At 68.4% G+C, this 24,830-nt stretch carries 17 protein-coding genes; 10 read left to right on the top strand and 7 right to left on the bottom strand.

Annotation, left to right across the window (positions count from 1 at the left end; all coding sequences use genetic code 11):
* The first annotated feature begins 24 nt into the window (after positions 1-24).
* Together aspS and FHS28_RS09060 are read left to right on the top strand one after the other, a co-directional pair.
* A complete protein-coding gene (gene aspS, locus FHS28_RS09065; RefSeq protein WP_088450532.1) occupies positions 25-1,818 on the top strand; it encodes an aspartate--tRNA ligase in 1,794 nt (597 codons plus the stop codon).
* 18 nt (positions 1,819-1,836) lie between these two features.
* Positions 1,837-3,180: a hypothetical protein gene (locus tag FHS28_RS09060; RefSeq protein ID WP_088450530.1), complete on the top strand. Its 1,344-nt coding sequence runs from the start codon at positions 1,837-1,839 to the stop codon at positions 3,178-3,180.
* Between the two features lie 4 nt (positions 3,181-3,184).
* Here FHS28_RS09060 and FHS28_RS09055 read toward each other — a convergent pair whose 3' ends face one another.
* The 4 genes from FHS28_RS09055 to FHS28_RS09040 all read right to left on the bottom strand — a co-directional run bounded on the left by FHS28_RS09055 (position 3,185) and on the right by FHS28_RS09040 (position 12,168).
* Entirely contained in the window at positions 3,185-9,829 is a 6,645-nt protein-coding gene (locus FHS28_RS09055) for an Ig-like domain-containing protein (RefSeq protein ID WP_184294427.1), read from the bottom strand.
* A gap of 378 nt (positions 9,830-10,207) precedes the next feature.
* Positions 10,208-10,897, bottom strand: a complete 690-nt coding sequence (locus tag FHS28_RS09050) for a flagellar basal body L-ring protein FlgH (RefSeq protein WP_088450525.1) — start codon at positions 10,895-10,897, stop codon at positions 10,208-10,210.
* 90 nt (positions 10,898-10,987) lie between these two features.
* Entirely contained in the window at positions 10,988-11,629 is a 642-nt protein-coding gene (locus FHS28_RS09045) for a cell division protein FtsI (RefSeq protein WP_184294425.1), read from the bottom strand.
* Positions 11,629-12,168 (bottom strand): hypothetical protein, encoded by a 540-nt coding sequence (locus FHS28_RS09040; protein WP_088450521.1) that lies wholly within the window; start codon positions 12,166-12,168, stop codon positions 11,629-11,631. The genes FHS28_RS09045 and FHS28_RS09040 overlap by 1 nt, the downstream gene beginning before the upstream one ends.
* A gap of 315 nt (positions 12,169-12,483) precedes the next feature.
* Between FHS28_RS09040 and nudB the strand changes: the two genes are divergently transcribed.
* Genes nudB through clsB form a run of 3 tightly spaced genes read left to right on the top strand, consistent with a single transcriptional unit; the run spans position 12,484 to position 15,132 of the window.
* Positions 12,484-13,017 (top strand): dihydroneopterin triphosphate diphosphatase, encoded by a 534-nt coding sequence (gene nudB / locus FHS28_RS09035; protein ID WP_246409765.1) that lies wholly within the window; start codon positions 12,484-12,486, stop codon positions 13,015-13,017.
* Positions 13,014-13,841 carry an endonuclease/exonuclease/phosphatase family protein gene (locus tag FHS28_RS09030; RefSeq protein ID WP_088450516.1) on the top strand — a complete coding sequence of 276 codons (828 nt, stop codon included), beginning with the start codon at positions 13,014-13,016 and terminating at the stop codon, positions 13,839-13,841. The genes nudB and FHS28_RS09030 overlap by 4 nt, the downstream gene beginning before the upstream one ends.
* Before the next feature lie 16 nt (positions 13,842-13,857).
* Positions 13,858-15,132 carry a cardiolipin synthase ClsB gene (gene clsB, locus FHS28_RS09025; RefSeq protein ID WP_088450514.1) on the top strand — a complete coding sequence of 425 codons (1,275 nt, stop codon included), beginning with the start codon at positions 13,858-13,860 and terminating at the stop codon, positions 15,130-15,132.
* A gap of 4 nt (positions 15,133-15,136) precedes the next feature.
* Here clsB and FHS28_RS09020 read toward each other — a convergent pair whose 3' ends face one another.
* The 3 genes from FHS28_RS09020 to hutU all read right to left on the bottom strand — a co-directional run bounded on the left by FHS28_RS09020 (position 15,137) and on the right by hutU (position 19,870).
* On the bottom strand, positions 15,137-16,516 hold the full coding sequence (locus FHS28_RS09020) for an alpha/beta hydrolase-fold protein (protein ID WP_088450512.1): 1,380 nt from the start codon (positions 16,514-16,516) through the stop codon (positions 15,137-15,139).
* An 18-nt stretch (positions 16,517-16,534) separates the two neighbouring features.
* Complete coding sequence (hutH, locus tag FHS28_RS09015; protein ID WP_088450510.1) at positions 16,535-18,085, bottom strand: histidine ammonia-lyase; 1,551 nt, start codon at positions 18,083-18,085, stop codon at positions 16,535-16,537.
* A 102-nt stretch (positions 18,086-18,187) separates the two neighbouring features.
* Positions 18,188-19,870: a urocanate hydratase gene (gene hutU / locus FHS28_RS09010; protein WP_088450508.1), complete on the bottom strand. Its 1,683-nt coding sequence runs from the start codon at positions 19,868-19,870 to the stop codon at positions 18,188-18,190.
* A gap of 102 nt (positions 19,871-19,972) precedes the next feature.
* On the opposite strand from hutU, the gene hutC reads away from it, so the two are divergent.
* From hutC to hutF, 5 genes are read left to right on the top strand one after another with little or no spacing between them, the layout of a single operon-like run.
* Complete coding sequence (gene hutC, locus FHS28_RS09005) at positions 19,973-20,689, top strand: histidine utilization transcriptional repressor HutC (RefSeq protein WP_088450506.1); 717 nt, start codon at positions 19,973-19,975, stop codon at positions 20,687-20,689.
* Entirely contained in the window at positions 20,686-21,276 is a 591-nt protein-coding gene (locus FHS28_RS09000) for a HutD/Ves family protein (RefSeq protein WP_088450505.1), read from the top strand. Before hutC ends, FHS28_RS09000 begins: the two co-directional genes overlap by 4 nt.
* Positions 21,273-22,490 carry an imidazolonepropionase gene (hutI, locus tag FHS28_RS08995; RefSeq protein WP_088450503.1) on the top strand — a complete coding sequence of 406 codons (1,218 nt, stop codon included), beginning with the start codon at positions 21,273-21,275 and terminating at the stop codon, positions 22,488-22,490. The genes FHS28_RS09000 and hutI overlap by 4 nt, the downstream gene beginning before the upstream one ends.
* Positions 22,480-23,319: an N-formylglutamate deformylase gene (gene hutG, locus FHS28_RS08990; protein ID WP_088450501.1), complete on the top strand. Its 840-nt coding sequence runs from the start codon at positions 22,480-22,482 to the stop codon at positions 23,317-23,319. The genes hutI and hutG overlap by 11 nt, the downstream gene beginning before the upstream one ends.
* A gap of 13 nt (positions 23,320-23,332) precedes the next feature.
* On the top strand, positions 23,333-24,694 hold the full coding sequence (gene hutF / locus FHS28_RS08985; RefSeq protein WP_088450499.1) for a formimidoylglutamate deiminase: 1,362 nt from the start codon (positions 23,333-23,335) through the stop codon (positions 24,692-24,694).
* The last annotated feature ends 136 nt before the right edge of the window (positions 24,695-24,830 follow it).

Below are 24,830 nucleotides of genomic sequence, written 5' to 3'. Positions count from 1 at the left end.
ACACCCGATTTCCGGAGAGTTTCCATGCGTACCTGTTATGCCGGCCAAGTCAGCGAAAAGCTGCTGGATCAAACCGTGACCCTGATGGGCTGGGCCCATCGTCGCCGCGACCACGGCGGTGTGATCTTCATCGACCTGCGCGACCGTGAAGGTCTGGTGCAGATCGTCTGCGACCCCGACCGCCCCGAAATGTTCAAGGTGGCGGAAGGCGTGCGCAACGAGTTCTGCCTGAAGCTGGTGGGCAAGGTGCGCGCGCGTCCGGCCGGTACCGAAAACGGCAACCTGGTCAGCGGCAAGGTGGAAGTGCTGTGCCACGAGCTGGAAGTGCTGAACCCGTCGGTGACGCCCCCGTTCCCGCTGGATGACGAGAACATCTCCGAAACCACCCGCCTGACGCACCGCGTGCTGGACCTGCGCCGTCCGTACATGCAGAACAACCTGATGCTGCGCTATCGCGTGGCGATGGAAGCGCGCAAGTTCCTGGACGAGCATGGCTTTGTCGACATCGAAACCCCGATGCTGACCAAGAGCACGCCCGAGGGCGCGCGCGACTACCTGGTGCCCTCGCGTGTGCATGACGGCATGTTCTTCGCGCTGCCGCAATCGCCCCAGCTGTTCAAGCAGCTGCTGATGGTGGCCGGTTTCGACCGCTACTACCAGATCACCAAGTGCTTCCGGGACGAAGACCTGCGCGCCGACCGCCAGCCCGAATTCACCCAGATCGATATCGAAACCAGCTTCCTGACCGAAGAAGAGATTCGGGCCATGTTCGAAGGCATGATCCGTCATGTCTTCCGCAAGGCACTGAATGTCGAGCTGGGCGACTACCCGGTGATGAAGTATGCCGAGGCGATGTTCCGCTTCGGTTCCGACAAGCCGGACCTGCGGGTGAAGCTCGAATTCACCGAGCTGACCGACGTGATGGGCGATGTGGACTTCAAGGTCTTCTCCGGCCCTGCCACGACCCCCGGTGGCCGTGTGGTCGCGCTGCGCGTGCCGGGCGGTGCCCAGCTGAGCCGAGGCGAGATCGACAGCTACACCGAGTTCGTCAAGATCTACGGTGCCAAGGGCCTGGCCTGGATCAAGGTCAATGAAGTGGCCAAGGGCCGCGAAGGCCTGCAGTCGCCGATCGTCAAGAACCTGCACGACAAGGCCGTGGCCGACATCCTGGCCCGCACCGGCGCGCAGGACGGCGACCTGATCTTCTTCGGTGCCGACAAGGCCAAGGTGGTGAACGATGCCATCGGCGCGCTGCGCCTGAAGGTGGGCCACAGCGAATTCGGCAAGACCAGCGGCCTGTTCGAAGACCGCTGGGCGCCGCTGTGGGTGGTGGACTTCCCGATGTTCGAGCAGGACGAAGAAAACAACCGCTGGGCGGCGGTGCACCATCCGTTCACCGCGCCGAAGGACGGCCATGAGGACCTGATGGTCACCGACCCGGGCGCCTGCATCGCCAAGGCCTACGACATGGTGCTCAACGGCTGGGAACTGGGCGGCGGCTCGGTGCGTATCCACCGCGCCGATGTGCAGGCCAAGGTCTTCGAGGCCCTGAACATCAGCCCCGAAGAGCAGCGCATCAAGTTCGGCTTCCTGCTGGACGCCCTGCAATACGGCGCGCCTCCGCACGGTGGCCTGGCCTTCGGCCTGGACCGTCTGGTGACGCTGATGACCAAGGCGGAATCCATCCGCGACGTCATCGCCTTCCCCAAGACCCAGCGTGCCCAGTGCCTGCTGACCGGTGCACCGTCGTTCGTGGATGAAAAGCAGCTGCGCGAGCTGCACATCCGCCTGCGCAACCCGGCAGCGGCGGCTGAGTAAGCCCGTCGGCGGGCCTGCATGCCGGTGCCATCGCCGTCCCTGAAGGTGGGTGCGTCCGTCGCATCCACCGGCCGGGACGCGGCCCGGTGGGAGCGCCTGCTGATGCGCCGCCCCGCGCTGGCCCTGCCAGTGCTGCAGCGGGTGGTGAACCACGGCGGGGAAGACCCGCCGGATCAGGCCCTGCTGGGCCTGTTTTTCATTCTGGAACGCTGCGGCCGCGGGCCCGAGCTGCAAGGGGCGCTGGAAGCAGCCCTCGCATCGGCGCTCGACCGGGCGCAGCATCGGGCGGACGTTGCCGCGCGGGAACAGGCGGCGGAACTCAGTGAAGCGCTGGGCCGGCTGCATTACCAGCGCGGCGACTACCTGCAGGCCTGCAATGCCTGGAGCCAGACGCTGGAGCTGACCCGCGACGACACCCGATGGGCGTGTCTGGCCCGCATCGGTCTGGCCCATCTGTGTTTTGCGGTCGGCGACTGGGCGCGCGGCGGCCGGGTGCTGGACCAGGCAGAGCGCCACTATCCGGGTTTGAGCGGTGACGCCTACCTGCGCGCCAAGATCGGCCTGAACCGGGCGGCGGCCAGTCGTGCCACGGTGGGGCCTGAAGCAGCCATTCCCTTGCTGGACCAGGCGCAGCGCGCAGCCCGTCAAGCCGGACATCGCGATTACGAGGCCGAGACCGGCTGGCACCGCGCCCGGGGCGCCCGTGACAGCGGCGATCCCGGCCAGGCGCTGCTGCTTGCCCGCGCGTCTTTGCAACTGGCGCGTCGCTGTGACTATCGCTGGCTGCAGGCGCAGTGCCTGCTGCTGCTGAGCGAGCTGCAGGACGAAGAGTCCCTGGTCCATGCGCAGGAAGCGCTGGCGCTGGGCGAAGCGCTGCAGTCGCGCGCCGTCCAGGCGGCGGCGCATGCGCGGCTCAGCCAGCTGATGGCCGACCGTGGCGCGCTGGGCCCGAGCTGGCATCACCAGCAGCAGCGGCAACGGCTCGAGGCGGTGCTGGGCCAGTCGGCGTTGCCGGCGCGCCTGGAACAGCTGGCCCGATTTGATCAGCCCCTGCCGTCGGGCAGCATGCCGGGGGATATGACCCAACTGGCGCAGGATGCGTCGGCGCTCAGTGACGCACTGGCGGCGCTGTCAGCGCGGGCGCAGTCGGGAGCGACCCCGGAGGCCATTCGCCGGGATCTTCAGCGGCTGTCCGCTGTCGCCGCGGCGCTGGCACAAGCTGCGCAGTCAGCGCAATCAGCTCCATCTGTTGCCTCGGCGGCCTCGTCGCAGCCGGCAACAGCGGCAACGGCGGCAACAGCGGCACCACCAACGCAGCCGTCATCACCGACCGCGCCACCCCGCCGTCCCGCCGCCCGCTGACGGATCAGAGCGTCGCCACCCCGTACTGGGTGACGATGGAGATCGAATCCGCCGGATGGGCCGAGCCGAGCAGGATCACCAGGTCCGGAGCCTGGAAGTGTCCGCGGCCGTCACGGTCCACCAGCAGCATCACTTGCCCGTTGGCATCGAGCTGGCGGTTGAGGTAGAGATCTTCCCGCCCCGCCGTCATGCGCTGCAGCAGCAGGCTCAGGTCCAGACGGTCGCCCTGGGCGTCGCTGAAATCCAGGACCGTATCCACACCGCCTTGCTCCGCACGCCAGGTGAAGGTGTCCGCGCCAGCGCCGCCGCGCATCACATCGTTGCGGTTGGTGCTGAACAGCACCTCGTCCCGGTCCTGCCCGATCACCAGCGTCTGCAGGCGGTCCTCGTCGTAGTCAAAGCGCTGGCCGTTGAGCACCACGCTGTCGCCTTCACCCATCACCACCGTCAGCGGCATGCTGCCGTTGGCGGCCAGGGTGGCGGTGGTCAGGGTGAGGGTGTTGGCGCGGTCGTTGTCCATCCACACCTGGGCCAGGCCGCGCACACCGCCGCTGAACTGGCCGAAGTCGATGTCCGTCGCGCCGGACAGGTAGAGGGTGTCGTGGCCCGCCATCCCGTCGATGCGAAGCAGGCTGCGCTCGCCCGAATAGGTCAGCACGTCATCATTGGCCGTCCCCAGCAGCGATTGCATCTCCGGCGTGCTGTTGGCCGTATCGAGATAGACCATGAACTCGTTGTAGATGACCTGCTGGTAATACGCACTGTCGGTGCCGTGCATGGCCAGGCGCCACTGGGTGGAGGTGGGGAAGGTGGCCGCCAGGGTGCTGTCCGAAGTCACGCGGACGCCGTTTTCGTAGATGGCCTGCGCCGAGTCGGTGTAGTTGAGGCTGGCGGTTCCCGCCGTGGTGTTGCCGGAATGGGCTTCAAAGACGATGTCGTTGGCCAGGCCCACGAGCGCCGAGTTCCCGCCTGAGACGGCGCGAGACAGTCGGCCCGTGGCATCGTAGTTGTTGACGTCGAACACGTAGCCGCGACTGCCCTCCGGATAGTGAGCACTCAGGCGCCCGCTCTGGCTGGTGCCCAGGTTGAAGAGCGAGCCATCGCGGGAGCCCTCCGACTGCACCTTCGCGTAGATCAGTGCGCTCGTCCAGTCCTTACCGGCCAGGCCGTTGGCCATCATGAAATCGTCCGAAGTACCGTTGCGGCTGTTGAAACTGATGCCCACGGTTCCATCTGCCCGCGTCACCACCACGCCGCCATCCACGACCACGCCCTGCTTGGACGCAACGCTCTGCACCATGTCCCGACCGTGGCCCGACTGGTCGTACCAGGTGGTCACGAATCCGCGATCGGTGCTGCCGCGCCCCACAAAATTCAGCAAGGCTGTCCGGTCCAGGAGGCCGTTGGCATCAAAGCCGATGTCCATCTCCTGATCGTCGGAAGAGCGCCGGACCCGGATGGACGCGGTGTTGAGATTCGGATTCAGGTTGCGCATGCTGTAGGCGGCCTGCATCCGGTCGATGTCGACTTCATAAATGGTGCCGATGCCCAGACCATCGCCAATGGTCCCGCCCTGGGCATCTTCCAGATGCACCATCAGGCGTTCGTTCACCTCGCGGTAGTAATCGCCCGCAACGGTGAAGCGCACCAGCTGCTGGGTTTCGCCGGCAGCAAACTGCACCCGGCCCGACGCCGCGCCGGAGAAATCGAGGTCGGACAGCAGGCCGTTCGGGTTGTTGGTGGCCGAACTGCGCAACAGGTCCAGCGACCAGTCCACGCTGCCTTCGCTGCTGAGGTCCCCGCTGCGGCTGACCATGAACACCAGCTCCCGGGTCCCGTCCACGCCTTCCACCACCTGCGCATCGGAGAGGTTGAAGACCGAGGCAATGGCGGGGGCGGAATCCTCCCGGACGGTCGTATTGCCCGCCATGTCAAAGGTGGTCACGCGGGTGTTGACGGTGGCGCCGTCCCGGAAGGATTCGAAGCTGCCCCACACCGGCGTCGCAAAACGGGTGTCGATCTGCCATTGGCCGGCGGCATCGGAGCGGGTTTCATACCGCAGCTCATAGCCGTTGAGCAGGTTGTTGTCGGTGTCGATCTCCACCAGCACCCGCTCGAAGGCGTCCGACACGCCAAACAGCACCGGCGACAGCGCGACCGACGCACCCATGTCGTAGGCACTGGCGGGCGGCCGGGTGTCCACCGTCATCGTCAGCGCCGGGGAGGTCAGGCCGGCGACCGCATCCACGGCGATGAACTGGTAGCTGCCGTCGGCCAGCGCGTTGGCCGGCAGCTGAAGTTCCCAGCGGCCCTGAGCGTCGCACACCACCGTGCCGACCTGCTCGGCCAGCGTACCGACGCCATCGCGGTCAGCGTCCAGATACACCAGCAGGGTCGCTCCTGGGCGGCCGGCGCCGCGCAGCCGCAGGGGCGCCGCCGCAGAGCCATCCAGACGGGTGATGCTGTCGGAGTGGTAGGTCCCGCTGTCACTGTCGGGATGGAGGAACACCATCGGGGTGCCTTCCGGCAGCACCTGAATCTGCGACAAGGTGGGCGTCGCCGAGGTGTTGCCGGCGACATCGGTGGCGGTGACCGCCACGGTGCGGCCGCCCAGGGCCGCATTCGCGTCGCCCTCGAAGCGCAGCCACTGCAGCAGCTGGGAGGCCTGTTCGGCGGTGAGGGGCGCATCCGCGCTGATGACCAGCGTCGGCTGGGCCGCATCGGCGGACAGCGTCAGCGTGATGGTGCGCCCGGGAATCAGTCGATCGTTGATCAGTGTGCCGCCCAGGCCGAGCACCAGCGCGTCCGCCATGCCATCGGTGTCGTCGCCGTCGGACAGGCCGATGCGCTCCTGCTGGCCGGCGGCCGTCTGGAAGGCATTGCTCAGCGCCGACGAGAAGGTCAGCGTCAGGAGCGTGATGGGGCTGTCGTCGGTGAGGGACGCAGTGGCCGGATTGAACACCGGCAGCATCCAGCTCACGCCGGCGGCGACCTGGGTCGCATGATCCAGACCGTCGGCCAGGCCGTTCAGGTCCACGATGGGGGCGATGTGGTCCAGCACCACCGAGCCTTCGGCGCGGCCGGAGTTGCCGACTTCGTCGGTCAACACGACGGTGAAGCGGCGCTCGCCCTGACCCGGGTCGACCGAATCATTCATCAGGCGCAGCGATTCGAGCAGCGCGGTCACGGCCTCCTGGCTGGCCAGGCTGCCATCGGCCGTGGTGAAGCTGTAGCGGGTGGAAACGCGGGTGACCGTCCACACGGTCTCGCCGAGCTGCCACTGCAGGCCGTCCTCCAGAGTGATCAGACCGAGCGCCGTCTGGCTGCACAGCTGGTCGTCCACGCTGGTGCCGCCACCAAAGCCGCGCACGGAGATGAGGGAGTAACGCGCGTCGGGATTGTCGTGGGTGATGGTCAGGTCTTCGGCAAACACCCGGACCGGCGTGGCCAGCGAGCCGACATGGGTGAGGGGCTCCACACCGTCCAGTGCACCGTTGAGGTCCAGACTCGGGGCGCGGATGTCAATGGTGACGCGGACGGTGGACGGTGCGCCCACATTGCCGGCGAGGTCCTCGCCCCAGATGGAGACGGTCCGTTCGCCTGAAGTCGGCACGGTGCCGAGGCTGGTCAGTCGCAGCGCATTGGCCAGGGTGCTGGCTTCCATCCCGGTGAGGGTGGTGCCATCGGATTTCTGGATGACCAGCAGTCGGGTGGTGGCGTCGTAGCGGAGATCCAGGCCGGGGATGTCGAGCAGTGTGAGGTCGGTGGCGGACAGGTCCCGATCCAGCACGGGACCGTCGTGGAAGCTGAACTGGTCGTCGGCGGCGAAGCCGGCGTCGATGCGGATGTAGAGCGTGCGCAGCTCGGCGGTGCTCAGTTCCGCGGTGGTGCTCACCAGGCTGACACCTTGTTGAGCCGCGTTGATGCCAACGACGACGCGGGTCTCGTCCTGCAGGCCGGCATCGGTCAGCAGGTCGATGGTCGGCGCGTCCAGGAGCACGGTCAGGTCGATGCGGGTGATCTCGCTGATGTTGCCGGCACGGTCGCTCTGGCGGATCTGCACCGTGTGGTGACCGGCGCCCGCGACGGCGGCCAGGTCGAGCGAGCTACCCTCGCCCTGGGTCCAGGTGAGGCCGTCGTCCAGGGAGAACGCCCAGGTGGCGCCGGGTTCCAGATCATTGATTTCCAGCAGGCCGTTGCGTGTGACGTGGTCGGTCGCCGAGGCGCCGCTGTCTTCGGCCAGCGTGACGCTGGGCACCGACACCGCGGTGTCGATCACGAAATCGAGCTGCGCCATGGCACTCGAGTTGCCGGACACGTCGGTCTGGCGGACCAGCAGCTGGACGTTGCCATCCGGCATCGCCGAGAGATCCAGCGAGGTGCCGGTGCCGGGCAGCCAGGTGACGCCACCGTCGGTGGAATAGTCCCAGGTGGCATCGGTTTCCAGGCCTTCGATCTGGATCTGGCCGACCTGGGTGATGAGGTCGGTCGCGTCGCTGCCGGTGTCGGTGTGCAGGGTGAGGGTGGGGGCGTCGCTGGTGGTGTCCAGCACGAGATCGAGGGAGGTGACGCCGCTGACGTTGCCGGCGATGTCGGTCTGGCGGACCAGCAGTTGGATCGGGCCGGAGGTGATGTCCGCCAGATCGAGGATCGTGCCGCTGCCGGCGGTCCAGGTGAGGCCGCCGTCGAGGGAATAGTCCCAGGTCGCGCCGGTTTCCAGATCGAGGATCTGCACCCGTCCGTCGCGGGTGATCCCGTCGGACGCGGAGGTGCCGGTGTCCTGCAGCAGCAGCAGGGCGGGGGCGGTCACGGTGGTGTCGAGCACGAAGTCCAGCGAGGCGGCCTCACTGGCGTTGCCCGCCACATCGGTCTGGCGGACGAGGAGTTGCACCTCGCCGTCGGGCACGGCCGAGAGATCCAGGGTGGTGCCGGAGCCGGCGAGCCAGGTGGTGCCACCGTCTACGGAATAGTCCCACAGCGCGCCATCTTCGAGGCCCTGGACGGTGATGCTGGCGTCGCGCGTGACCCGGTCGGCGGCGGAGGCGCCCGTGTCGAGTGTCAGCGTGGGGGAGGGAGGCGCGGCGCTGGTGTCCAGCACGACATCCAGTTGCGACGCGCTGCTCACATTGCCTGCGAGGTCCGTCTGGCGGACCAGCAATTGCACGTCGCCGTCCGGCAGACCGGAGAGGTCCAGGGAGGTGCCGGTGCCCACCTGCCAGGTGTTGCCACCATCGATGGAATAGTGCCAGGTGGCCCCGTCCTCCAGACCTTGGATCGCCACACGGCCGTCGGACGTGACGCCGTCCGTCGCGGACACGCCGCTGTCCACCATCAGCGAGAGTTCAGGGGCGGCCGCGGAAGTGTCCAGCACAAACCCGAGCTGGCCGATGGCACTCACGTTGCCGGCGATGTCGGTCTGGCGCACCCATACTTCTGTGGGGCCTTCCTGCAGGTCGCTGAGGTCCACGGCGCCGCCTGTGCCGATCTTCCAACTCAGGCCCCCGTCGATCGAATACTCCCAGGTGGCGCCCTCCTCCAGTCCGGAGACAAGCGCCTGGGGGCTGCTCGTGACCCAGGTATCGCCAACCGACACCGGTGTCCCTGGCAGCGAGAGCACCGGCACTGCCACCTCCCGGTCCAGGAAGAAGGCGAATTCGCCGATCTCACTGGCGCTGCCGGCGTCATCCGATTGACGCACCAGCACGGTGTGGCTGCCGGAGTCGGAAAAGCAGGTGCCGGGGATCTCGCCGTCGGTGCCCGTCACCCAGGTCTGGCCACCGTCAAGACTGAACTCCCAGCGGTGACCCGGCACCACGCCCTCGACCCGGAGCGTGCCGTCCGAGGTGATGCGGTCGATGGAAGAGTCCCCGGTGTCACTCACAAGGACCAGCGTCGGCGCTGGCGTCGGCGGGGGCGCGACCGGCGTCGTCAGGTCCGGCATCTCGTCGGTGGCGTCGCCCGCTTGGGTCTCGTCCGAGGGCGGTGCGGGGTCCGGTGGCGTGGCGGACGGGTCAGAGACTTCCGAAGGGTCAGGCGCTTCAGAAGCGTCCGACGATGACGCGCCGGAAGATCCGGATGCATCGCCAGCGTCTGATGCGATCCCGGAATCAGAAGGGGCGTCGGCCTCCGACGAACCCGCCGCATCGGACGGTGCGGCCGCATCGGAAGAACTCGCCGAATCGGACGGGCCAGCCGCATCGGACGAACTCGCCGGATCGGACGAGCCATCCAAACCCTCCGAAGTCGAGGCACCCGAGGCCCCAGGCACACCGGAAGCGCCAGACGTATCGGAAGCATCCGCGCCAGCAGGGGGTTGACGGTCATCCCGGCCGCCACCGCTTCCGCCCGCCGCCGCGACCAGGCCCGCCGCAGCCCCGAGACCCAGCAGACCCAGAGCGCTCCCGCTTCCACCCAACAGCCAGAAGGCGGCAGCGTCATCGTCCTCTTCTTCTTCCGGACCACCGTCGTCCAGCGTCTGCAGCGCCTCTGTGCTGGCGGCGTCTGCCTCGCCGGTGGCCTCGGCGGCAGGTGCCCCGCCGTCCACCGCGGCAGATGCCGCTTCGTCCGCGAGCCCGGCGTCCGTCTCAGGCGGAACGGATGCCAGCGAGCCGGTCCCTTCGTCCTCGTCGTCCGCCGGACGTCGGGACACCTTCCCAAAGCCCCGGGCTCCAGTCGCATCCGGCAGGGCCGCCTCACGGCCCATGACGGACGCGCCGACGCGGACGGGGGAGCCCGATGCGAGGGGTGCGCCCGATGCCGCCGATGCGCCCGACAAGCTCACACGAGCGCCAGCCGGGGTCGGCGATGACAGGCCAGCAGCTTCTTGCGCGGGGACTGACCGGACGGTGTGGGTGGGTTGCTTCATGGTGACTGCCTTTGCTGGGGAACACCGACAGTCTCCAACCCCGAGGCGCTGCGCGCGCCTGCCTAAATATGCTGACTTGTTTGGGTTAACTAGCTCAAAGTTGCTATCCGCGCCCACCCACCAAGAGTCTCACCACGCGGAGGGATGCGTCCCTCCCGCCGGTCACCAGATCGACAGGCTGCTCGCCAGCACCCGCTGCAGCCAGCTGCGATGGGACGCATCCGCCACTTCGCCGCGCCCCACCAGCTCCATCCGTGCATTGACGATGTCTGACGAGGTGACCTGATTGCCGCTGCGGATGTCCTGCGGGTTCACGATGCCGGAGAAGCGCAGGGTGTTCATGCCGCCATTCATCGCGACGCTCCGCTCGCCGGCCACCACCAGATGGCCATTGGGCAGCACATTGATCACCGACACCGCCATCTGCCCGTTGAAGCTGCTGCTGTTCTGGGTGCTGCCGTCGCCTTTGTAGGAGTCACTGCCGGACGCGGAGGCGTCGGCCTTGAGCAGCTTGTCGATCAGGCCGACATTGCTGGATCCACCGGGGCCCTTGACCGCCAGCGCGTTCTCCCGGCTGGTGTCGGTCTTGGTCTTCTGATTGGCGTTCAGCGATTCGCTGATCACCACCTTGAGCGAGTCGCCCACCTGACGCGCGCGGCGTTCGGTGGTGAAAAGCGAGGCCGCTGCCATGCCAGGCTGGTAGATGGCGCCGTTGTTGGTGCGCTCGACGTAGGCGGGTTCCGCGGGCGGCATCACATGGACGGGGTCCTGCACCAGGATGGGGTCGCGCGAAGCGCAGGCCGTGGCCAGCAGGGAAACGATCAGCAGTGCGGTGGCGGTGAGTCGGGACATGAGGTTCTCGCGGTGGAATTGGGAATGCGATTCGGTGGAAGCGAAGCGGTGAAGCGAAGGCGCAGATCGGTGCCGTTGGCTGCGTCGCCCTCAACTCTGGAACCCGGTCAGCAAGGCGGTCACGACCGGCGCCAGCTTGTTGCGGGTCGACCCCCACTTGCCCAGGCCCATCACCGCTTCTTCACTTTGGTAGCTGCTGGCCGACATCAGGCGTCCGCCGGCGTCATGCAGGCTCAGCGTCGCCTGCGCCAGATAGGGACGCATCTGGTCCGACAGCGGCGGTTTGTCCCACTGCTGCAGGCCCTGGTAGTGCAGCCAGGCGGGGCATTCGTCGTCCCCCGGCCGCACACCCACATCAAACACCCGCGCCGACACGTCATGCGCCTTGAGTTCGGCCATCAGCGCCGGCACGAAGTCCGCCATGGCCAGCGACCGGTTGTATTCAATGCAGACCCGCGTTGGCACCGCATTGCCCTGGAAGACGGTGTTGCTGGCCTTGTTGGGGCCCTGGCCGATGGCCACGGTCGCCGCGCTGGCACTGGCTTTGACCAGCTCGATCGTTGGCAGCGGACTGAACAGCGAGCATCCGGTGAGGCCCGCAGAAAGCGCGAGAACCAGGGCAAGCGCGTGCAGGCTGCGGCGTCCGTGGTGAGCAGGAGTTGGTGGCCGGTGCGGGTGCCCGTTCAGGTGCCGGGGCCGAAGCCAGCGCGGCCATGTGTGTCGGGGCTGCATCACAGCAGCTCATCGATCAGCGCGCGCCCTGCCACGGCGCCCGCCGACACGTAACCAGCCACCGTGCTGCCGACGTCTTCGACTTCGTCCACCACGGCGCTGACGCCGTGGGCCAGACTGTGCGCACCGCTGACAACGGCGTTCTTGACCGAGGCGGCGCCATGGCTCAGAGCGTCGGCCACGGCAGTGGCGCCATCGCCGATGGCCTCGCCCACGGACGACACGGCGTCACCCACCGCACCGGCCCCTTCGCTGAGCGCATGGCCGACCGACACTGCCGCGTCGCCCAGGGCATCGGCGCCTTCGCTGAGCGCGCTGCCGACGCTGCTGGCGCCGTGCTCCAGCGCCTGCAGGCCTTCTTCGCTGAGGGAGACGATGGAGGACACCGCGTTGTCAGTGCCTTGATAAAGCGCCTGGCCCAGCCCGATGGCCGATGCCGCCATCGTGCCGTACTCGCGGGCGTTGATCTCATAACTGCCGCTGGGGCGGGAGGTCAGCTGCCGCGAAGCGACCAGAGATGCGTTGGGGATCGAGGTCATGAGGCCCTCCTGGGTGCCGGTTGCGATGAACAGAATTTTGCGAATTCACCGCGGCGGCCATCGGCCGAATACCGGCCCATCCGCGCGCGTCAGAAAGCGTTGCTTCCGTCCAACCGGACATCTGACCGACGCCAGATGCCGCCCAGGTAAAGCTTGATTGCTGGAGGGGGCTGTCGATGTGTCGAATGGCGGAGGTCGCCCGTGTGTGTCATGGCATGTCATTCGCCAGCAAAACGCATGATGGAAAGATTTCCCGCAACTCCCGGCTCGACCTTGCGACCTGGCGGACATTGGCGCTGCGATATGCTTTCGCCCATGAGCGATGTCCTGAAGCCGCATCCCCACAAAATTCCTGAATCGGTGCTGGTGGTGATCCACACGCCGACGCTGGACGTATTGATGCTGGAGCGGGCGGACCGCCCGGGTTTCTGGCAATGCGTGACCGGTTCCAAGGACCAGCTGGACGAGCCGCTGCCCGGCACCGCCAGCCGTGAAGTGCTGGAAGAAACCGGGATCGACGTCGCCGCGCTGCCGCCGCAGGCGCTGAAGGATTGGGGCCTGGCCAACGTGTACGAGATCTATCCGGTCTGGCGGCACCGTTATGCGCCGGGCGTCACCCACAACACCGAGCATGTGTTTGGCCTCTGTGTTCCTGAAGGGACCCCGGTGACGCTGGCCCCCCGCGAGCACCTGCAGTACCGCTGGCTGCCCTGGCGGGAAGCGGCGGACCTCTGTTTTTCGCCCTCCAATGCCGAAGCGATTCTTCAGCTGCCGGCACACCTGGGCGATGGGCTTGCGGGCGGTCGCGCGACCGGCGCCACGGCCGCCGCCTCCGGAGCTGCCCGATGACCCGCCCGACCCCCCGGCATGCGGCGGCCAGCAATTCCGCCACCACCGACACCAGCCCCGCCGAAAGCGCTGATCGCCTGCGGGTGGCCACCTACAACATCCACAAGGGCGTGCGCGGCGTGGGGCCCAGCAAACGGCTGGAGATCCACAACCTCGGCATGGGCGTGCAGGCCCTGGACGCCGACCTGGTGTTCCTCCAGGAAGTACGCCTGTTCCACCACCGGGAAGCCCGCCAGTTCGAGCGGACCTGGTTCGGCTGGCCGGAGCAGGGCCAGGCGGAATTCCTGGCGCCGGAGGGCTACGAAGTGGCCTACCGCACCAACGCCATCACCCGCCATGGCGAGCACGGCAATGCACTGCTGTCGCGCTACCCGATCGGCGATATCGGCCATCACGACGTCTCCGACCACCGCTTTGAACAGCGCGGCCTGCTGCACGTGCCGGTGCGTTGGCAGGGGCGCGAGGTGCATGCGGTGGTGGCCCATCTGGGCCTGATCCACGGCAGCCGGGTGCGCCAAGTGCAGCGGCTGGCCCGGTTCATCTCCGACCATGTGCCCACCGACGCCCCGCTCGTGGTGGCCGGTGACTTCAACGACTGGGGCGAGCGCCTGGACGGCCCGATGAAGGAAGGCGGGCTGCACCGCGCGCTGGTGCCCGGCCGGGCCCGTCTGCCCACCTTCCCCTCCCGCGTGCCGGTATTTGCGCTCGACCGCATCTATGTGCGGGGCCTGCGCTGCGTCGACATGAAGGTGCCGCGCGGTCCGAGCTGGGCCCGGATGTCGGACCACCTGCCGCTGCTGGCGGAGCTGGTGCTCGACCGCTGATGCGAAGGAGCGCTGCCTGAACCGCCCGCAGGACGCCCACTTTCCCTGGACCCTCAGCGCCCAGCCCAGTTTCAGCGGCGGCAATGCCGTCGAACTGCTGCGCGGTGGGGATGCGCTGTTTCCGGCGCAGATCGCTGCCATCGACCAGGCCCGTCATGAGGTCTGGCTGGCCACCTACATCTTTCATGATGATGAGGCGGGCCTCGCCACGGCCGACGCCTTGTGCCGTGCCGCCTTGCGAGGGGTGCGGGTGAGGGTGGTGGTCGACGGCTTCGGCTCCAAGTCGAGCCTGGCCTGGCTGCGCCAGCAGCTCGCCCAGGCGCCGGTGGCCCTGGCGGTGTTCCGTCCGATCGACCGCTGGTGGAACTGGCTGCATCCGGGGCAACTGCGGCGGCTGCATCAGAAGCTCTGCGTGGTGGACAGCGATGTGGCCTTTGTCGGCGGCATCAACATCATCGAAGACCGGGTGGACCTGCACCACGGCCGCACCGAAACGCCCCGGCTGGACTTCGCCGCCTCGCTGCGTGGCGCCGTGGTCCGACCGGTGGAGCAGGCGGTGCGGGCGGTGTGGACCCGCGCCTGGCTGGGCCATGACTTCGGCGATGAGCTGCGGGCGCTGGTGCGCAGTGCCGCGCCGCTGCGCCGGGCGCGTCGGCTGATGCGACGGGTTCGCATGCCTCGCGCCAGCCACCGGGCCGGCGACCCGCGCCGCCTTGCACCGGTGCGGGCTGCTTTTGTGCTGCGGGACAACCTGCGCCAGCGCCGCACCATCGAGCGGGCGTATGTGAATGCCATCCGCGGCGCCACCACCCGGGTGGACCTGATCACGCCGTATTTCTACCCGGGCCAGCGCTTCCGCCGTGCGCTCAAGGAGGCCGCCAAACGCGGCGTGCAGGTGCGCCTGCTGCTGCAGGGCAAGGTGGACTACCGCATCGCCGCGCTGGCGGCCCATGCGCTCTATGACGAACTGCTCGGCCACGGCGTGCAGATCTTCGAATACACGCCGGCCTTCCTGCATGCCAAGGTCTGCGTCGTGGACAACGACTGGGCGACCGTGGGCAGCAGCAACATCGATCCGCTGTCGCTGCTGCTGAACCTGGAAGCCAATGTGGTGGTCCAGGATGCCGGCTTCGCCGGCGATGTGGTGCGTGAGTTCGACGCCGCCATCGCCCAGTCACGCCGGGTGGAGCAGCCGGACGGCAAAGGCCTGCGCGGCATGCTGCGCCGCGCGCTGGTGGCCTGGGTGGCCTACGTCTACCTTCGGGTGGCCGGGGCGACGGGCCGATATTGAGCCGTCAGTTCCCGTGCCGCTCCGGCGAGCGGGGCATGTCCGGCGGGAACGGATCGTCCGAGCCTTTGGGCATGCGCGGTGTGGCCTGACCCGGCCAGACGGTGCGATCCAGGAAGATCAGCATCGGCGCCACGCGGGCCGCCCAACTCGTCTCGTCATGGGCTCCGCCGCGGGCTTCCAGGTAGTTGATGTCGTTGCGGTTCCAGCCGCGGTTCAGCAGCGTGCTGCGCAGCACCCGCAACTGTCGGATGGCGGTGCTGCCCTCTTCGCTGCCCATGTCCAGCCAGAGCTTGGGGCGCGGCGCGCCGGACAGCGGCGTGCGCACCAGGTCGCGCAGGGGGAATTCGTTGTCCCACCACAGGGACGGAGACACCACCAGCGCACCGCTGAAGACATCGTCATGATGCAGCACCAGCCACAGGCTCAGGATGCCGCCGAGCGACGAGCCGCCCACGGCAGTATGACCGGGGTCGGGCAGGGTCCGGTAGCGCTGGTCGATGGCCGGCTTGACGGTATGGATCAGGTAGCGCGCATAGTCCGCCGCCTTGCCGCCCTGAGCGACGCCGTCCAGGTCGATACGGGTGGCGGTGTAATCGTCCACGCGACGCGGGCCGCTGGCGACCGCCACGATGATCAGCGGCTGGATCTCGCCATCCACCACCAGGCGTTGGGCGGTTTCGTCGAAGCCCCATTCGGCGCCGGCAGCGGCGGCGTCGAAGACATTCTGGCCGTCATGCAGGTAGAGCACCGGGTAGCGCCGCTCGGGATGCTGGGCGTAGGCCGGCGGCAGCCAGACCTGGATGCTGCGAGGTGCGATGCGGTCGTCCCCCAGCGGTGGCAGCTGGTCGATCTGGCCGGCGCGGCTGATGGAGATGGGCGCGGCCGGCGCGCCGAAGGCCCGGGCCACCAGCACCCGGTCCGCCACCAGTTCCAGGCTGCGGTTGGGGCCGGGCTCCCATCCCTCGCTGCTGCCCTGGTTGGCACGTTCGATCCGGAATTTGTAGAGCAGGGCGCCGTTCAGGGGCACCCGGTCCACCGTCAGTTCCGCCGTCCAGAGGCCGTCGTCGGCGGACTTGCCGTCGGAGGCGGGACGCGCGGCGGTCGGGGCTGCCGGCGCGGGATAGGCGTACAGCGGACGGTCCCAGCTCAGCGGAGCACCGCCGCGGATGCCCACCCGGTCCTTGGCCGGATCAAAGCGACCGGCGCTGATCTCCTCCCGCATGTCGATCTCGAACGTCACCCGGGTGGCGGCGTGGGCGCTGGTCAGGCCCAGGCTCAGGAGTCCGAGCAGGACGAGCAGAAGCCGTGCAGTGATCAGGCCGGTGATCCGTGCGGTGAGCTGGGCAGCGATCTTTGTGGAAAGCGGGAGGATGGAGGTCTGCATGAAACGGTGTTGGCTGGATCAGTCCAGCAGCACCATAGCAGTTCTCTTGTTCAGCAATGTTGCCAGTTCCCCCGCTTGAACCAGGGCCGCCGCCCGTTCGATGTCAGGCGCGAGATAGTGGTCGTCCGGCATCGGCGGGCAGTGGTGACGCAGCAGGGCGTGCACCGCCTCCAGCGTGTCCGAACTGCGCAGCGGCCGCAGGAACTCGATGCCCTGGCCGGCCGCCAGCAGCTCGATCGCCACGATGTGGCCGGTGTTGTCCAGCATCGGGCCCAGCCGGCGGGCACCGAAGGTGGCCATGGACACATGGTCTTCCTGATTGGCGCTGGTCGGCAGGCTGTCTACGCTGGCCGGGTGGGCGAGGGACTTGTTCTCGCTGGCCAGGGCGGCAGCCGTCACATGGGCGATCATGAAGCCGGAATTCAGCCCCGCATTGGCGGTGAGGAAGGGCGGCAGGCGGGACACGCCGGTGTCGATCAGCATCGCGATGCGGCGCTCGGCGATGGCGCCGACTTCCGCAATGGCGCAGGCCAGGGCATCGGCGGCCAGGGCCACCGGCTCCGCATGGAAGTTGCCGCCGCTGATCATGGCACTGCGGCCGTCTTCGCCCGCAAACACCAGCGGGTTGTCGGTCACGGCATTGGCTTCCCGCAGGAGCACGTCGCGCACATAACGGGCCTGGTCCAGGCAGGCGCCCATCACCTGCGGCTGGCAGCGCAGGCAGTAGGGGTCCTGCACCCGGTCGTCGCCCTCGCGGTGGGACTGGCGGATGGCGCTGCCCACTAGCAGCGCCCGGTAGGCCGCAGCGGCTTCGATCTGGCCGGGCTGGCCGCGGACTTCATGGATGCGGGGATCGAAGGGGCCATCGCTGCCGCGCGCAGCATCCAGGCTCAGGGCGCCGGTCACGATCGCGCTCGCATAGACGGTCTCGAAACGCAGCAGGCCTTCCAGCGCCAGCGCGGTGGAGGTCTGGGTGCCGTTGATCAGCGCCAGACCTTCCTTGGCCTCCAGCACCAGCGGTGCAATGCCGGCCCGCGCCAGCTCGGGGCCGGCCGGACGGCGCTGACCGTCCACCAGCATTTCGCCTTCACCCATCAGCGCAAGCGTCATGTGGGACAGCGGCGCCAGGTCGCCTGAAGCACCGACCGAGCCCTGCGCCGGCACATATGGCACCAACCCGGCATTGAAGGCGTCCAGCAGGGCCTGGACCACGACCGGCCGCACGCCGGAGAAGCCGCGCGCCAGCGAAGCGGCCTTGGTGGCCAGCATCAGCCGCACCACCGGCGGTGCCAGCGGCGCGCCCACGCCCACGCAGTGCGAGCGGATCAGGTTGCGCTGCAAGGCGGCCAGCTCGTCCTTGTTGATGCGTTTGGAGGCCAGCTTGCCAAAGCCGGTGTTGACGCCGTAGACCGGGTCATCGCCGGCGGCCGCGGCCTGCACCACCGCCGCGCTGCGGGCAATGGCGGCGTGGGCATCGGCATGGAGGGACAGGCGCACGTCGCCATGGCGGATCTGGCGCAACGCGTCCAGCGTCAATTGACCGGGGATGAGTTCGAGCGTGGTGGTCATGCTGAAGAGGGAAGAGGTCTGGCGGCGTGAGCGGCGAGGGGAAGTCGCCGCGTCATCCGCCACAGGGTCGGTAGGGGGCCGTTGGGGTTGTGGCGTCAGCCTTCAGCGATCCAGCATCGGCAGATGCAGGCCGCGTTCCCGGGCGCACTGCTGGGCACTGGCATAACCGGCGTCCGCATGCCGCATCACGCCGGTGCCGGGATCGTTCCACAGCACCCGCTCGATGCGGCGGGCCGCGGCGTCGGTCCCGTCGCAGACGATCACCACCCCGCTGTGCTGCGAATAGCCCATGCCCACGCCGCCGCCGTGGTGCAGCGACACCCAGGTCGCGCCCCCGGCGGTGTTCAGCAGCGCATTGAGCAGCGGCCAGTCGGAGACCGCGTCCGAGCCGTCCTGCATCCGCTCGGTCTCGCGGTTGGGGCTGGCGACCGAGCCGGAGTCCAGATGGTCCCGCCCGATCACGATCGGCGCCTTCAGCTCACCGCTGCGCACCATCTCGTTGAAGGCCAGTCCCGCGCGATGGCGCTCGCCCAGGCCCAGCCAGCAGATGCGTGCCGGCAGGCCCTGGAAGCTGATGCGTTCGCGCGCCATGTCCAGCCAGCGGTGCACGCCGGCGTGGTGCGGGAACAGTTCCTTGATCTTGGCGTCGGTCTTGTAGATGTCCTCGGGATCGCCGGACAGCGCCACCCAGCGGAACGGCCCGCGGCCTTCGCAGAACTGCGGACGCACATACGCCGGCACGAAGCCCGGGAAGTCGAAGGCGTTCTTCACGCCCTGATCCAGCGCCACCTGGCGGATGTTGTTGCCGTAGTCGACGGTGGGAATGCCCATCGCCTGGAAGTCCAGCATCGCCTGGACATGCACCGCGCAGCCCTTGGCGGCGGCGTCGCGCAGTTCGGCATGACGGGCCGGGTCGGCGGCGGCTTCCTTCCATTGCGGCACCGTCCAGCCCACCGGCAGGTAGCCGTTGATCAGGTCGTGGGCGGAGGTCTGGTCGGTCACCAGGTCCGGCCGCAGCGCGGTGCCAGCCTTCACCCGCGCAGCCAGCGCAGGCAGCACCTCGGCCGCATTGCCCAGCAGGGCGATGGACACGGCCTTCTTCTCGGCGGTGTAGCGCTGCAGGCGGGCCAGGGCGTCGTCCAGGCTGCTGGCCTGTTCGTCCACATAGCGGGTCTTGAGACGGAAGTCGATGCGCGACTGCTGGCATTCAATGGTCAGCGAGCAGGCGCCGGCAAAGGTGGCGGCCAGCGGCTGGGCGCCGCCCATGCCGCCCAGGCCGGCGGTCAGCACCCAGCGGCCGGCCAGATCGCCACCGTAATGCTGGCGGCCGGCTTCGGCGAAGGTCTCATACGTGCCCTGCACGATGCCCTGCGAGCCGATGTAGATCCACGAGCCCGCGGTCATCTGCCCATACATCATGAGGCCCTTGCGATCCAGCTCGTTGAAGTGGTCCCAGGTGGCCCAGGCCGGCACGAGGTTGGAATTGGCCAGCAGCACGCGTGGCGCATCCGCATGGCTGCGGAACACACCCACCGGCTTGCCGGACTGGATCAGCAGCGTTTCGTCCTCATTGAGGTCGCGCAGGGTCGACAGGATGGCCTCGAAGCAATCCCAGTTGCGAGCCGCCTTGCCAATGCCCCCATACACCACAAGCTGGTCGGGATTCTCGGCCACCGCCGGATCCAGGTTGTTCTGCAGCATGCGGTAGGCGGCTTCGATCAGCCAGTTCTTGCAGTGCAGTTGCGTGCCGGTCGGGGCACGGACGGTGCGGGGCTGGGCGCTCATGGCAGGTCTCCTGATGTCGTTCGGTGAGGCCGATGGGGCGCGATTATGTGGAGCGATTTCCAACTTGTCTATACAAGTCTTCATCCAGTAGGATGCGCGCCCATGGTCGTCCCTTCCGGTCCCGCGTTTCACTACCTCAAGGTCAAGAACCACCTGCGCGAGGGCATCGCCAGCGGTCGGTGGCGGCCGGGCGAGCGGCTGCCGTCCGAGGCGGAGCTGACCGAAGCCTTCGGCCTGAGCCGGATGACGGTCAACCGCGCCCTGCGGGAGCTGCACCAGGAAGGGCTGGTCGAGCGGGTCCAGGGGGTGGGCAGCTTCGTGGCGCAGCTGCACCGCATCGCCTCCACCCTGACGGTGCGGGATGTGCACGACGAGATCGCCGCCCGCGGCCATCAGCACGAGGCGCAGGTGCATCTGCTGGAATCGGTGGCCGCGACGGAAGCGCAGGCGGCCGAGTTTCAATTGCAACCGGGTGCGCCGCTGTTCCACAGCATCATCGTGCACCGCGACAATGGCGTGGCGGTGCAGTGCGAGGACCGGCTGGTCAATCCCGCCTGCGCACCCGAGTACATGGCCCAGGACTTCACCCAGGTCACGCCCACCCACTATCTGCTGGAAGTGGCGCCCCTGTCGGAAGCCCGCTATACGATCGAAGCCCAGCGGCCCTCGCCGCTGGAAGCGAAGCTGCTGGGCATGCCGCGGGGCGAGCCCTGTCTGGTGGTGCGGCGCTGCACGCTGAGTCTGGGACAGGTGGTCACTGCCGTGCGTCTGACGCATCCCGGCGGCCGCTGGATGTTGCAGGGGAGTTTTCAGGCATGAGCGTGGATGCAAACCGCGTGGGAGAGGGTGGGATGAGCTGGATGCGGATCTGCGCGGACGATGTGACGCCGGTGCCCTGGCGCAACGGCGGCGGGCAGACCCGCGAGCTGCTGGCCTGGCCGCAGGTGAACGACTGGAAGCTGCGCATCAGCGTGGCGGACATTGACCGCGATGGCCCGTTCTCCGCTTTCCCCGGTGTGGACCGCTGGTTTGGGGTGCTCAGTGGCGCGGGCGTGGAACTGCTCGGTGCCCGCCGCCGCCCCGGCGACGGGCTGGTGCAATTCGCCGGCGAAGAGGCGCCCCACTGCCAGCTGATCCAGGGGCCCACCCGCGACTTCAATGCGATGCATCGCCGCGGCGCCGGACGCTTCCGGGTGCAGCCGGCGGACCGGCCGGTCATCCCTCATGAAATCGACTGGTTCGGGCTCTTCACCGAGCGCGGCGGTTTGTTGATCCATGGCGCCCGGGCGGTGCCGATGGCGCCGCATACCCTGGCATGGTGCGAGGCCCCCGCGGCGCAAAGCTGTGTCTTCGATGATGGAGATAGCCATGGACCTGCCTGGTGGCTGCTGTGGAGCGCCGAATGACCGCGGTCCGCACGCTCTGGCGGGGCGGCCATCTGGTGACCCTGGCGTCGCCGCAGGGCTGGGGGCTGGTGCCGGAAGGCGCTTTGGTGACCGAGGGCGATGCGATCCGCTGGGTCGGACCCTTGAGCGAGCTGCCGCCGTCGATGCGTGACGGTCTCAGCGCCGAGCACGATCTGGCCGGCGCGCTGGTGACGCCGGGCCTGATCGATCCGCACACCCATCTGGTCTACGGCGGTGAGCGGTCCGCCGAATTCGAGTTGCGTCTGCAAGGCGCGACCTACGAAGAGATCGCCCGCGCCGGTGGCGGCATCCGCTCGACCGTGGCGGCGACGCGTGCCGCCGACGAAATCAGCCTGCGCCACTCGGCCCTGGCCCGCGCCCGCGCCCTGATGAACGAAGGCCTGACCACGCTGGAGGTCAAGTCCGGGTACGGCCTGTCGCTGGAGGACGAAGCCCGCTGCCTGCGGGTGGCGCGCAGCCTCTCCGACCTGGGGCTGACGGTGCGGACGACTTACCTCGCTGCCCACGCCCTGCCGCCCGAATTCGACGGCCGGACCGACGACTACGTGGACGCCGTGTGTGCCTGGATGCCGCAGCTGCAGCAGCAGGGCTTGATCGACGCGGTGGACGCTTTTTGCGAGCGCATCGCTTTCAGCCCCGCGCAGACCCGCCGGGTCTTTGAGACGGCCCGGCGCCTGGGTTTGCCGGTCAAGCTGCATGCGGAGCAGCTCAGCGACCAGGGCGGTGCCGCGCTGGCCTCCGAGTTCCAGGCGCTGTCCTGCGACCACCTGGAATACCTCAGCGACAGCGGCATCCAGGCCATGGCCGATGCCGGCACGGTGGCAGTGCTGCTGCCGGGCGCCTTCTACTTCCTGCGTGAGACGAAGCTGCCGCCGGTGGCGGCGCTGCGGGCGGCGGGCGTTCCCATCGCGCTGGCCACCGATCACAACCCGGGCAGTTCCCCCGGCCTGTCGCTGCTGCTGATGATGAACATGGCCTGCACCTTCTTCCGGATGACCCCGGAAGAGGCGCTGCGGGGATTGACGGTGAATGCCGCCCGGGCGCTTGGCTTGCCGGACCGCGGCCAGCTGGTGGCCGGCCAGCGGGCCGACTTCTGCGTCTGGGACGCAGGTCATCCGCGGGAGCTGGCCTACTACTTCGGACGCAACCCCCGGCGCGCCACCGTCCTGCAAGGGAGACAGCATGAAGCATGAGGTGTATGAACTGCGGCCTGGCCGTACCCCGCTGTTGATCAGCATGCCGCACGTGGGACGAGAGATCCCGCCGGATCAGCAGGACCGCTACGTGGACCGCGCGCTGGGCAGCGAAGACACCGACTGGCATCTGGAAGGCCTGTACGCCCCGATCGCGGAAGCGCTGGGCGCCGGCCTGCTGATCCCGCGCTACTCGCGCTACCTCATCGACCTGAACCGCCCGCCGGAGGACACGCCGATGTATCCGGGCGCCTCCAACACCGAGCTGTGCCCGACGCGCTTCTTCACCGGCGAGCCGCTCTACAAGGAAGGCCGCGCGCCCGACGCTGACGAAAAGCAGCGCCGGCTGGAGACCTACTGGCAGCCCTACCACCAGGCGCTGCAAGGAGAACTCCAGCGCCTGCGGCAGGAGCACGGCCAGGCGTTGCTGTTCGAAGCGCACAGCATCCGTTCCCAGCTTCCCTGGCTGTTTGACGGCCAGCTGCCCGACCTGAACCTGGGCACTGTCGAGGGACAGTCCTGCAGGCAGATCACCCGGGACGCGATGGAGATCGTGCTCAATGCCCAGCAGGATTTCAGCTGGGTGGTGGATGGCCGCTTCAAGGGCGGCTACATCACCCGCCAGTACGGCCGTCCCGCACTGGGGCAGCAGGTGGTGCAGATGGAGATGTGCTATCGCTGCTACATGGTGGAGCAGGAGCTGGGGTACACCGGCTATGAGCTGGACGAGGCCTGCATGGCACGAGTGCGGCCGGTGCTGAGCCTGCTGCTGCAGGCCTACCTGATGGCCAATCCGTCACGCGCCGGCACTGCCGCGCCGTCGGCATGAGGATGCCGGCCCCATGAGCGCGACGACCGTGTTCCATGCCCCGCTGGCCTGGCTGGACGGGCGCTGGCAGCCAGACGTGCTGCTGCGCGTCGGGCCGGACGGCCACTGGCTGGATGTGCGGTCGGGTCTGCCCGCACCCGAAGGGGCGCGGCGACTGTCCGGCCCGGTGGTGCCGTCCCTGGTGGACGCGCACAGCCATGCCTTCCAGCGCGCCTTTGCCGGACTGGCGGAGCAGCGGGCAAAGGACAACGACGATTTCTGGTCGTGGCGCGAGCGCATGTATGGCGTGGCGCTGCGCATCACCCCGGACCAGTTGCGCGTCATCGCGACGCAGCTCTACACCGAGCTGCTGGCCGGCGGCTACACCCAGGTCTGTGAATTCCACTATCTGCATCGTCGCGAAGACGGCCAGGCCTACGACGACGAACTCGCGATGAGCTGGGCACTCGCCGATGCCGCGCAGGACGCCGGCATCGGCCTGACCCTGCTGCCGGTGCTGTATGCCCATGCCGGCTTTGCCGAGACCGGCCTGCGGGACACGCAGCGGCGGTTTCGCACCGATGCCGACTGGGTCTGGCGCGCCTGTCAGCGCATCAATGCCGCCGGGCTGCCGCTGGTGTCGGCGGGCGTTGCGCTGCACTCCCTGCGGGCGGCCCACGCGGACGACATCCGCCAGCTCCAGCACCGGGTGGGCACCGCTGCGGTGCCGATCCACATCCACGTGGCGGAGCAGCAGCAGGAAGTGCGGGACTGCCTGGCCGCCACCGGCCAGCGGCCGCTCGCAGCGCTGGCGGACTACGGCCTCGACGCTCGCTGGCAACTGGTGCATGCGACGCACAGCACCCGGGGCGAGATCGACCGGATCGGGGCCAGCGGCGCCGGCGTGGTGATCTGCCCCGGCACCGAGGCAAATCTGGGCGACGGCCTGGCTGATCTGGACGGCTGGCTCGCCGCCGGCGTGCCGATGACGGTGGGCTCCGACAGCCAGGTCACCCGAGGCTGGGTGGAGGAGCTGCGCTGGCTGGAATACGGTCAGCGGCTGGGCCAGCAGCGGCGCAATGTGGCGGCGCTGCCGGGACGACAGCCGAGCACGGCGGCGCGCCTGTTCGACGCCTGCCTGCAGGGCAGCGCCGCCGCTGCAGGGATGAAGACCTGGGGGCTGGTGCCCGGCGCCCGCGCCGACTTCCTGGTGCTGGACGTGCCGGGCTGCGGCCTGGCCGGCCTGCCGACCGCATCGCTGATGGACGGTCTGATCTTCGCCAGCCAGGGCCAGCCTTGGTCGGAGGTGTTTGTCGCTGGCCAGTCGCGGCCGCTGCGCGATGACGCGCGGACGCAGCGCTTCGCCGACGTCATGCAGGCGTGCTGGGGCACCTGAGGCCAGCGCCAGCCCGATTCCTGGCGCGATCGAAGGCCGACGGTTGCGCAACCATTGCCAATATCCCCTGAATGTTCGATGCGCATCGACCTCAGGGCCTATCCCGACTGACCCGACGTTTGCTACGCTGCCCAGA

It is taken from the genome of Roseateles terrae (genome assembly GCF_014192155.1).
GTDB lineage: Bacteria > Pseudomonadota > Gammaproteobacteria > Burkholderiales > Burkholderiaceae_C > Roseateles > Roseateles terrae.
Note: the sequence above shows the minus strand (reverse complement) of the source record. Positions and strands in the feature narration are given on the sequence as shown.

Bases quoted from the DNA above. Each gene is read 5' to 3' on its own strand.
- hutI (WP_088450503.1), top strand. From the start codon at position 21,273: ATGACCGCGGTCCGCACGCTCTGGCGGGGCGGCCATCTGGTGACCCTG.
- FHS28_RS09050 (WP_088450525.1), bottom strand. From the start codon at position 10,897: ATGTCCCGACTCACCGCCACCGCACTGCTGATCGTTTCCCTGCTGGCC.
- FHS28_RS09020 (WP_088450512.1), bottom strand. From the start codon at position 16,516: ATGCAGACCTCCATCCTCCCGCTTTCCACAAAGATCGCTGCCCAGCTC.
- FHS28_RS09000 (WP_088450505.1), top strand. From the start codon at position 20,686: ATGAGCGTGGATGCAAACCGCGTGGGAGAGGGTGGGATGAGCTGGATG.
- aspS (WP_088450532.1), top strand. From the start codon at position 25: ATGCGTACCTGTTATGCCGGCCAAGTCAGCGAAAAGCTGCTGGATCAA.
- hutF (WP_088450499.1), top strand. From the start codon at position 23,333: ATGAGCGCGACGACCGTGTTCCATGCCCCGCTGGCCTGGCTGGACGGG.
- FHS28_RS09045 (WP_184294425.1), bottom strand. From the start codon at position 11,629: ATGCAGCCCCGACACACATGGCCGCGCTGGCTTCGGCCCCGGCACCTG.
- FHS28_RS09030 (WP_088450516.1), top strand. From the start codon at position 13,014: ATGACCCGCCCGACCCCCCGGCATGCGGCGGCCAGCAATTCCGCCACC.
- FHS28_RS09060 (WP_088450530.1), top strand. From the start codon at position 1,837: ATGCCGGTGCCATCGCCGTCCCTGAAGGTGGGTGCGTCCGTCGCATCC.
- FHS28_RS09040 (WP_088450521.1), bottom strand. From the start codon at position 12,168: ATGACCTCGATCCCCAACGCATCTCTGGTCGCTTCGCGGCAGCTGACC.
- nudB (WP_246409765.1), top strand. From the start codon at position 12,484: ATGAGCGATGTCCTGAAGCCGCATCCCCACAAAATTCCTGAATCGGTG.
- hutH (WP_088450510.1), bottom strand. From the start codon at position 18,085: ATGACCACCACGCTCGAACTCATCCCCGGTCAATTGACGCTGGACGCG.
- hutU (WP_088450508.1), bottom strand. From the start codon at position 19,870: ATGAGCGCCCAGCCCCGCACCGTCCGTGCCCCGACCGGCACGCAACTG.
- hutG (WP_088450501.1), top strand. From the start codon at position 22,480: ATGAAGCATGAGGTGTATGAACTGCGGCCTGGCCGTACCCCGCTGTTG.
- hutC (WP_088450506.1), top strand. From the start codon at position 19,973: ATGGTCGTCCCTTCCGGTCCCGCGTTTCACTACCTCAAGGTCAAGAAC.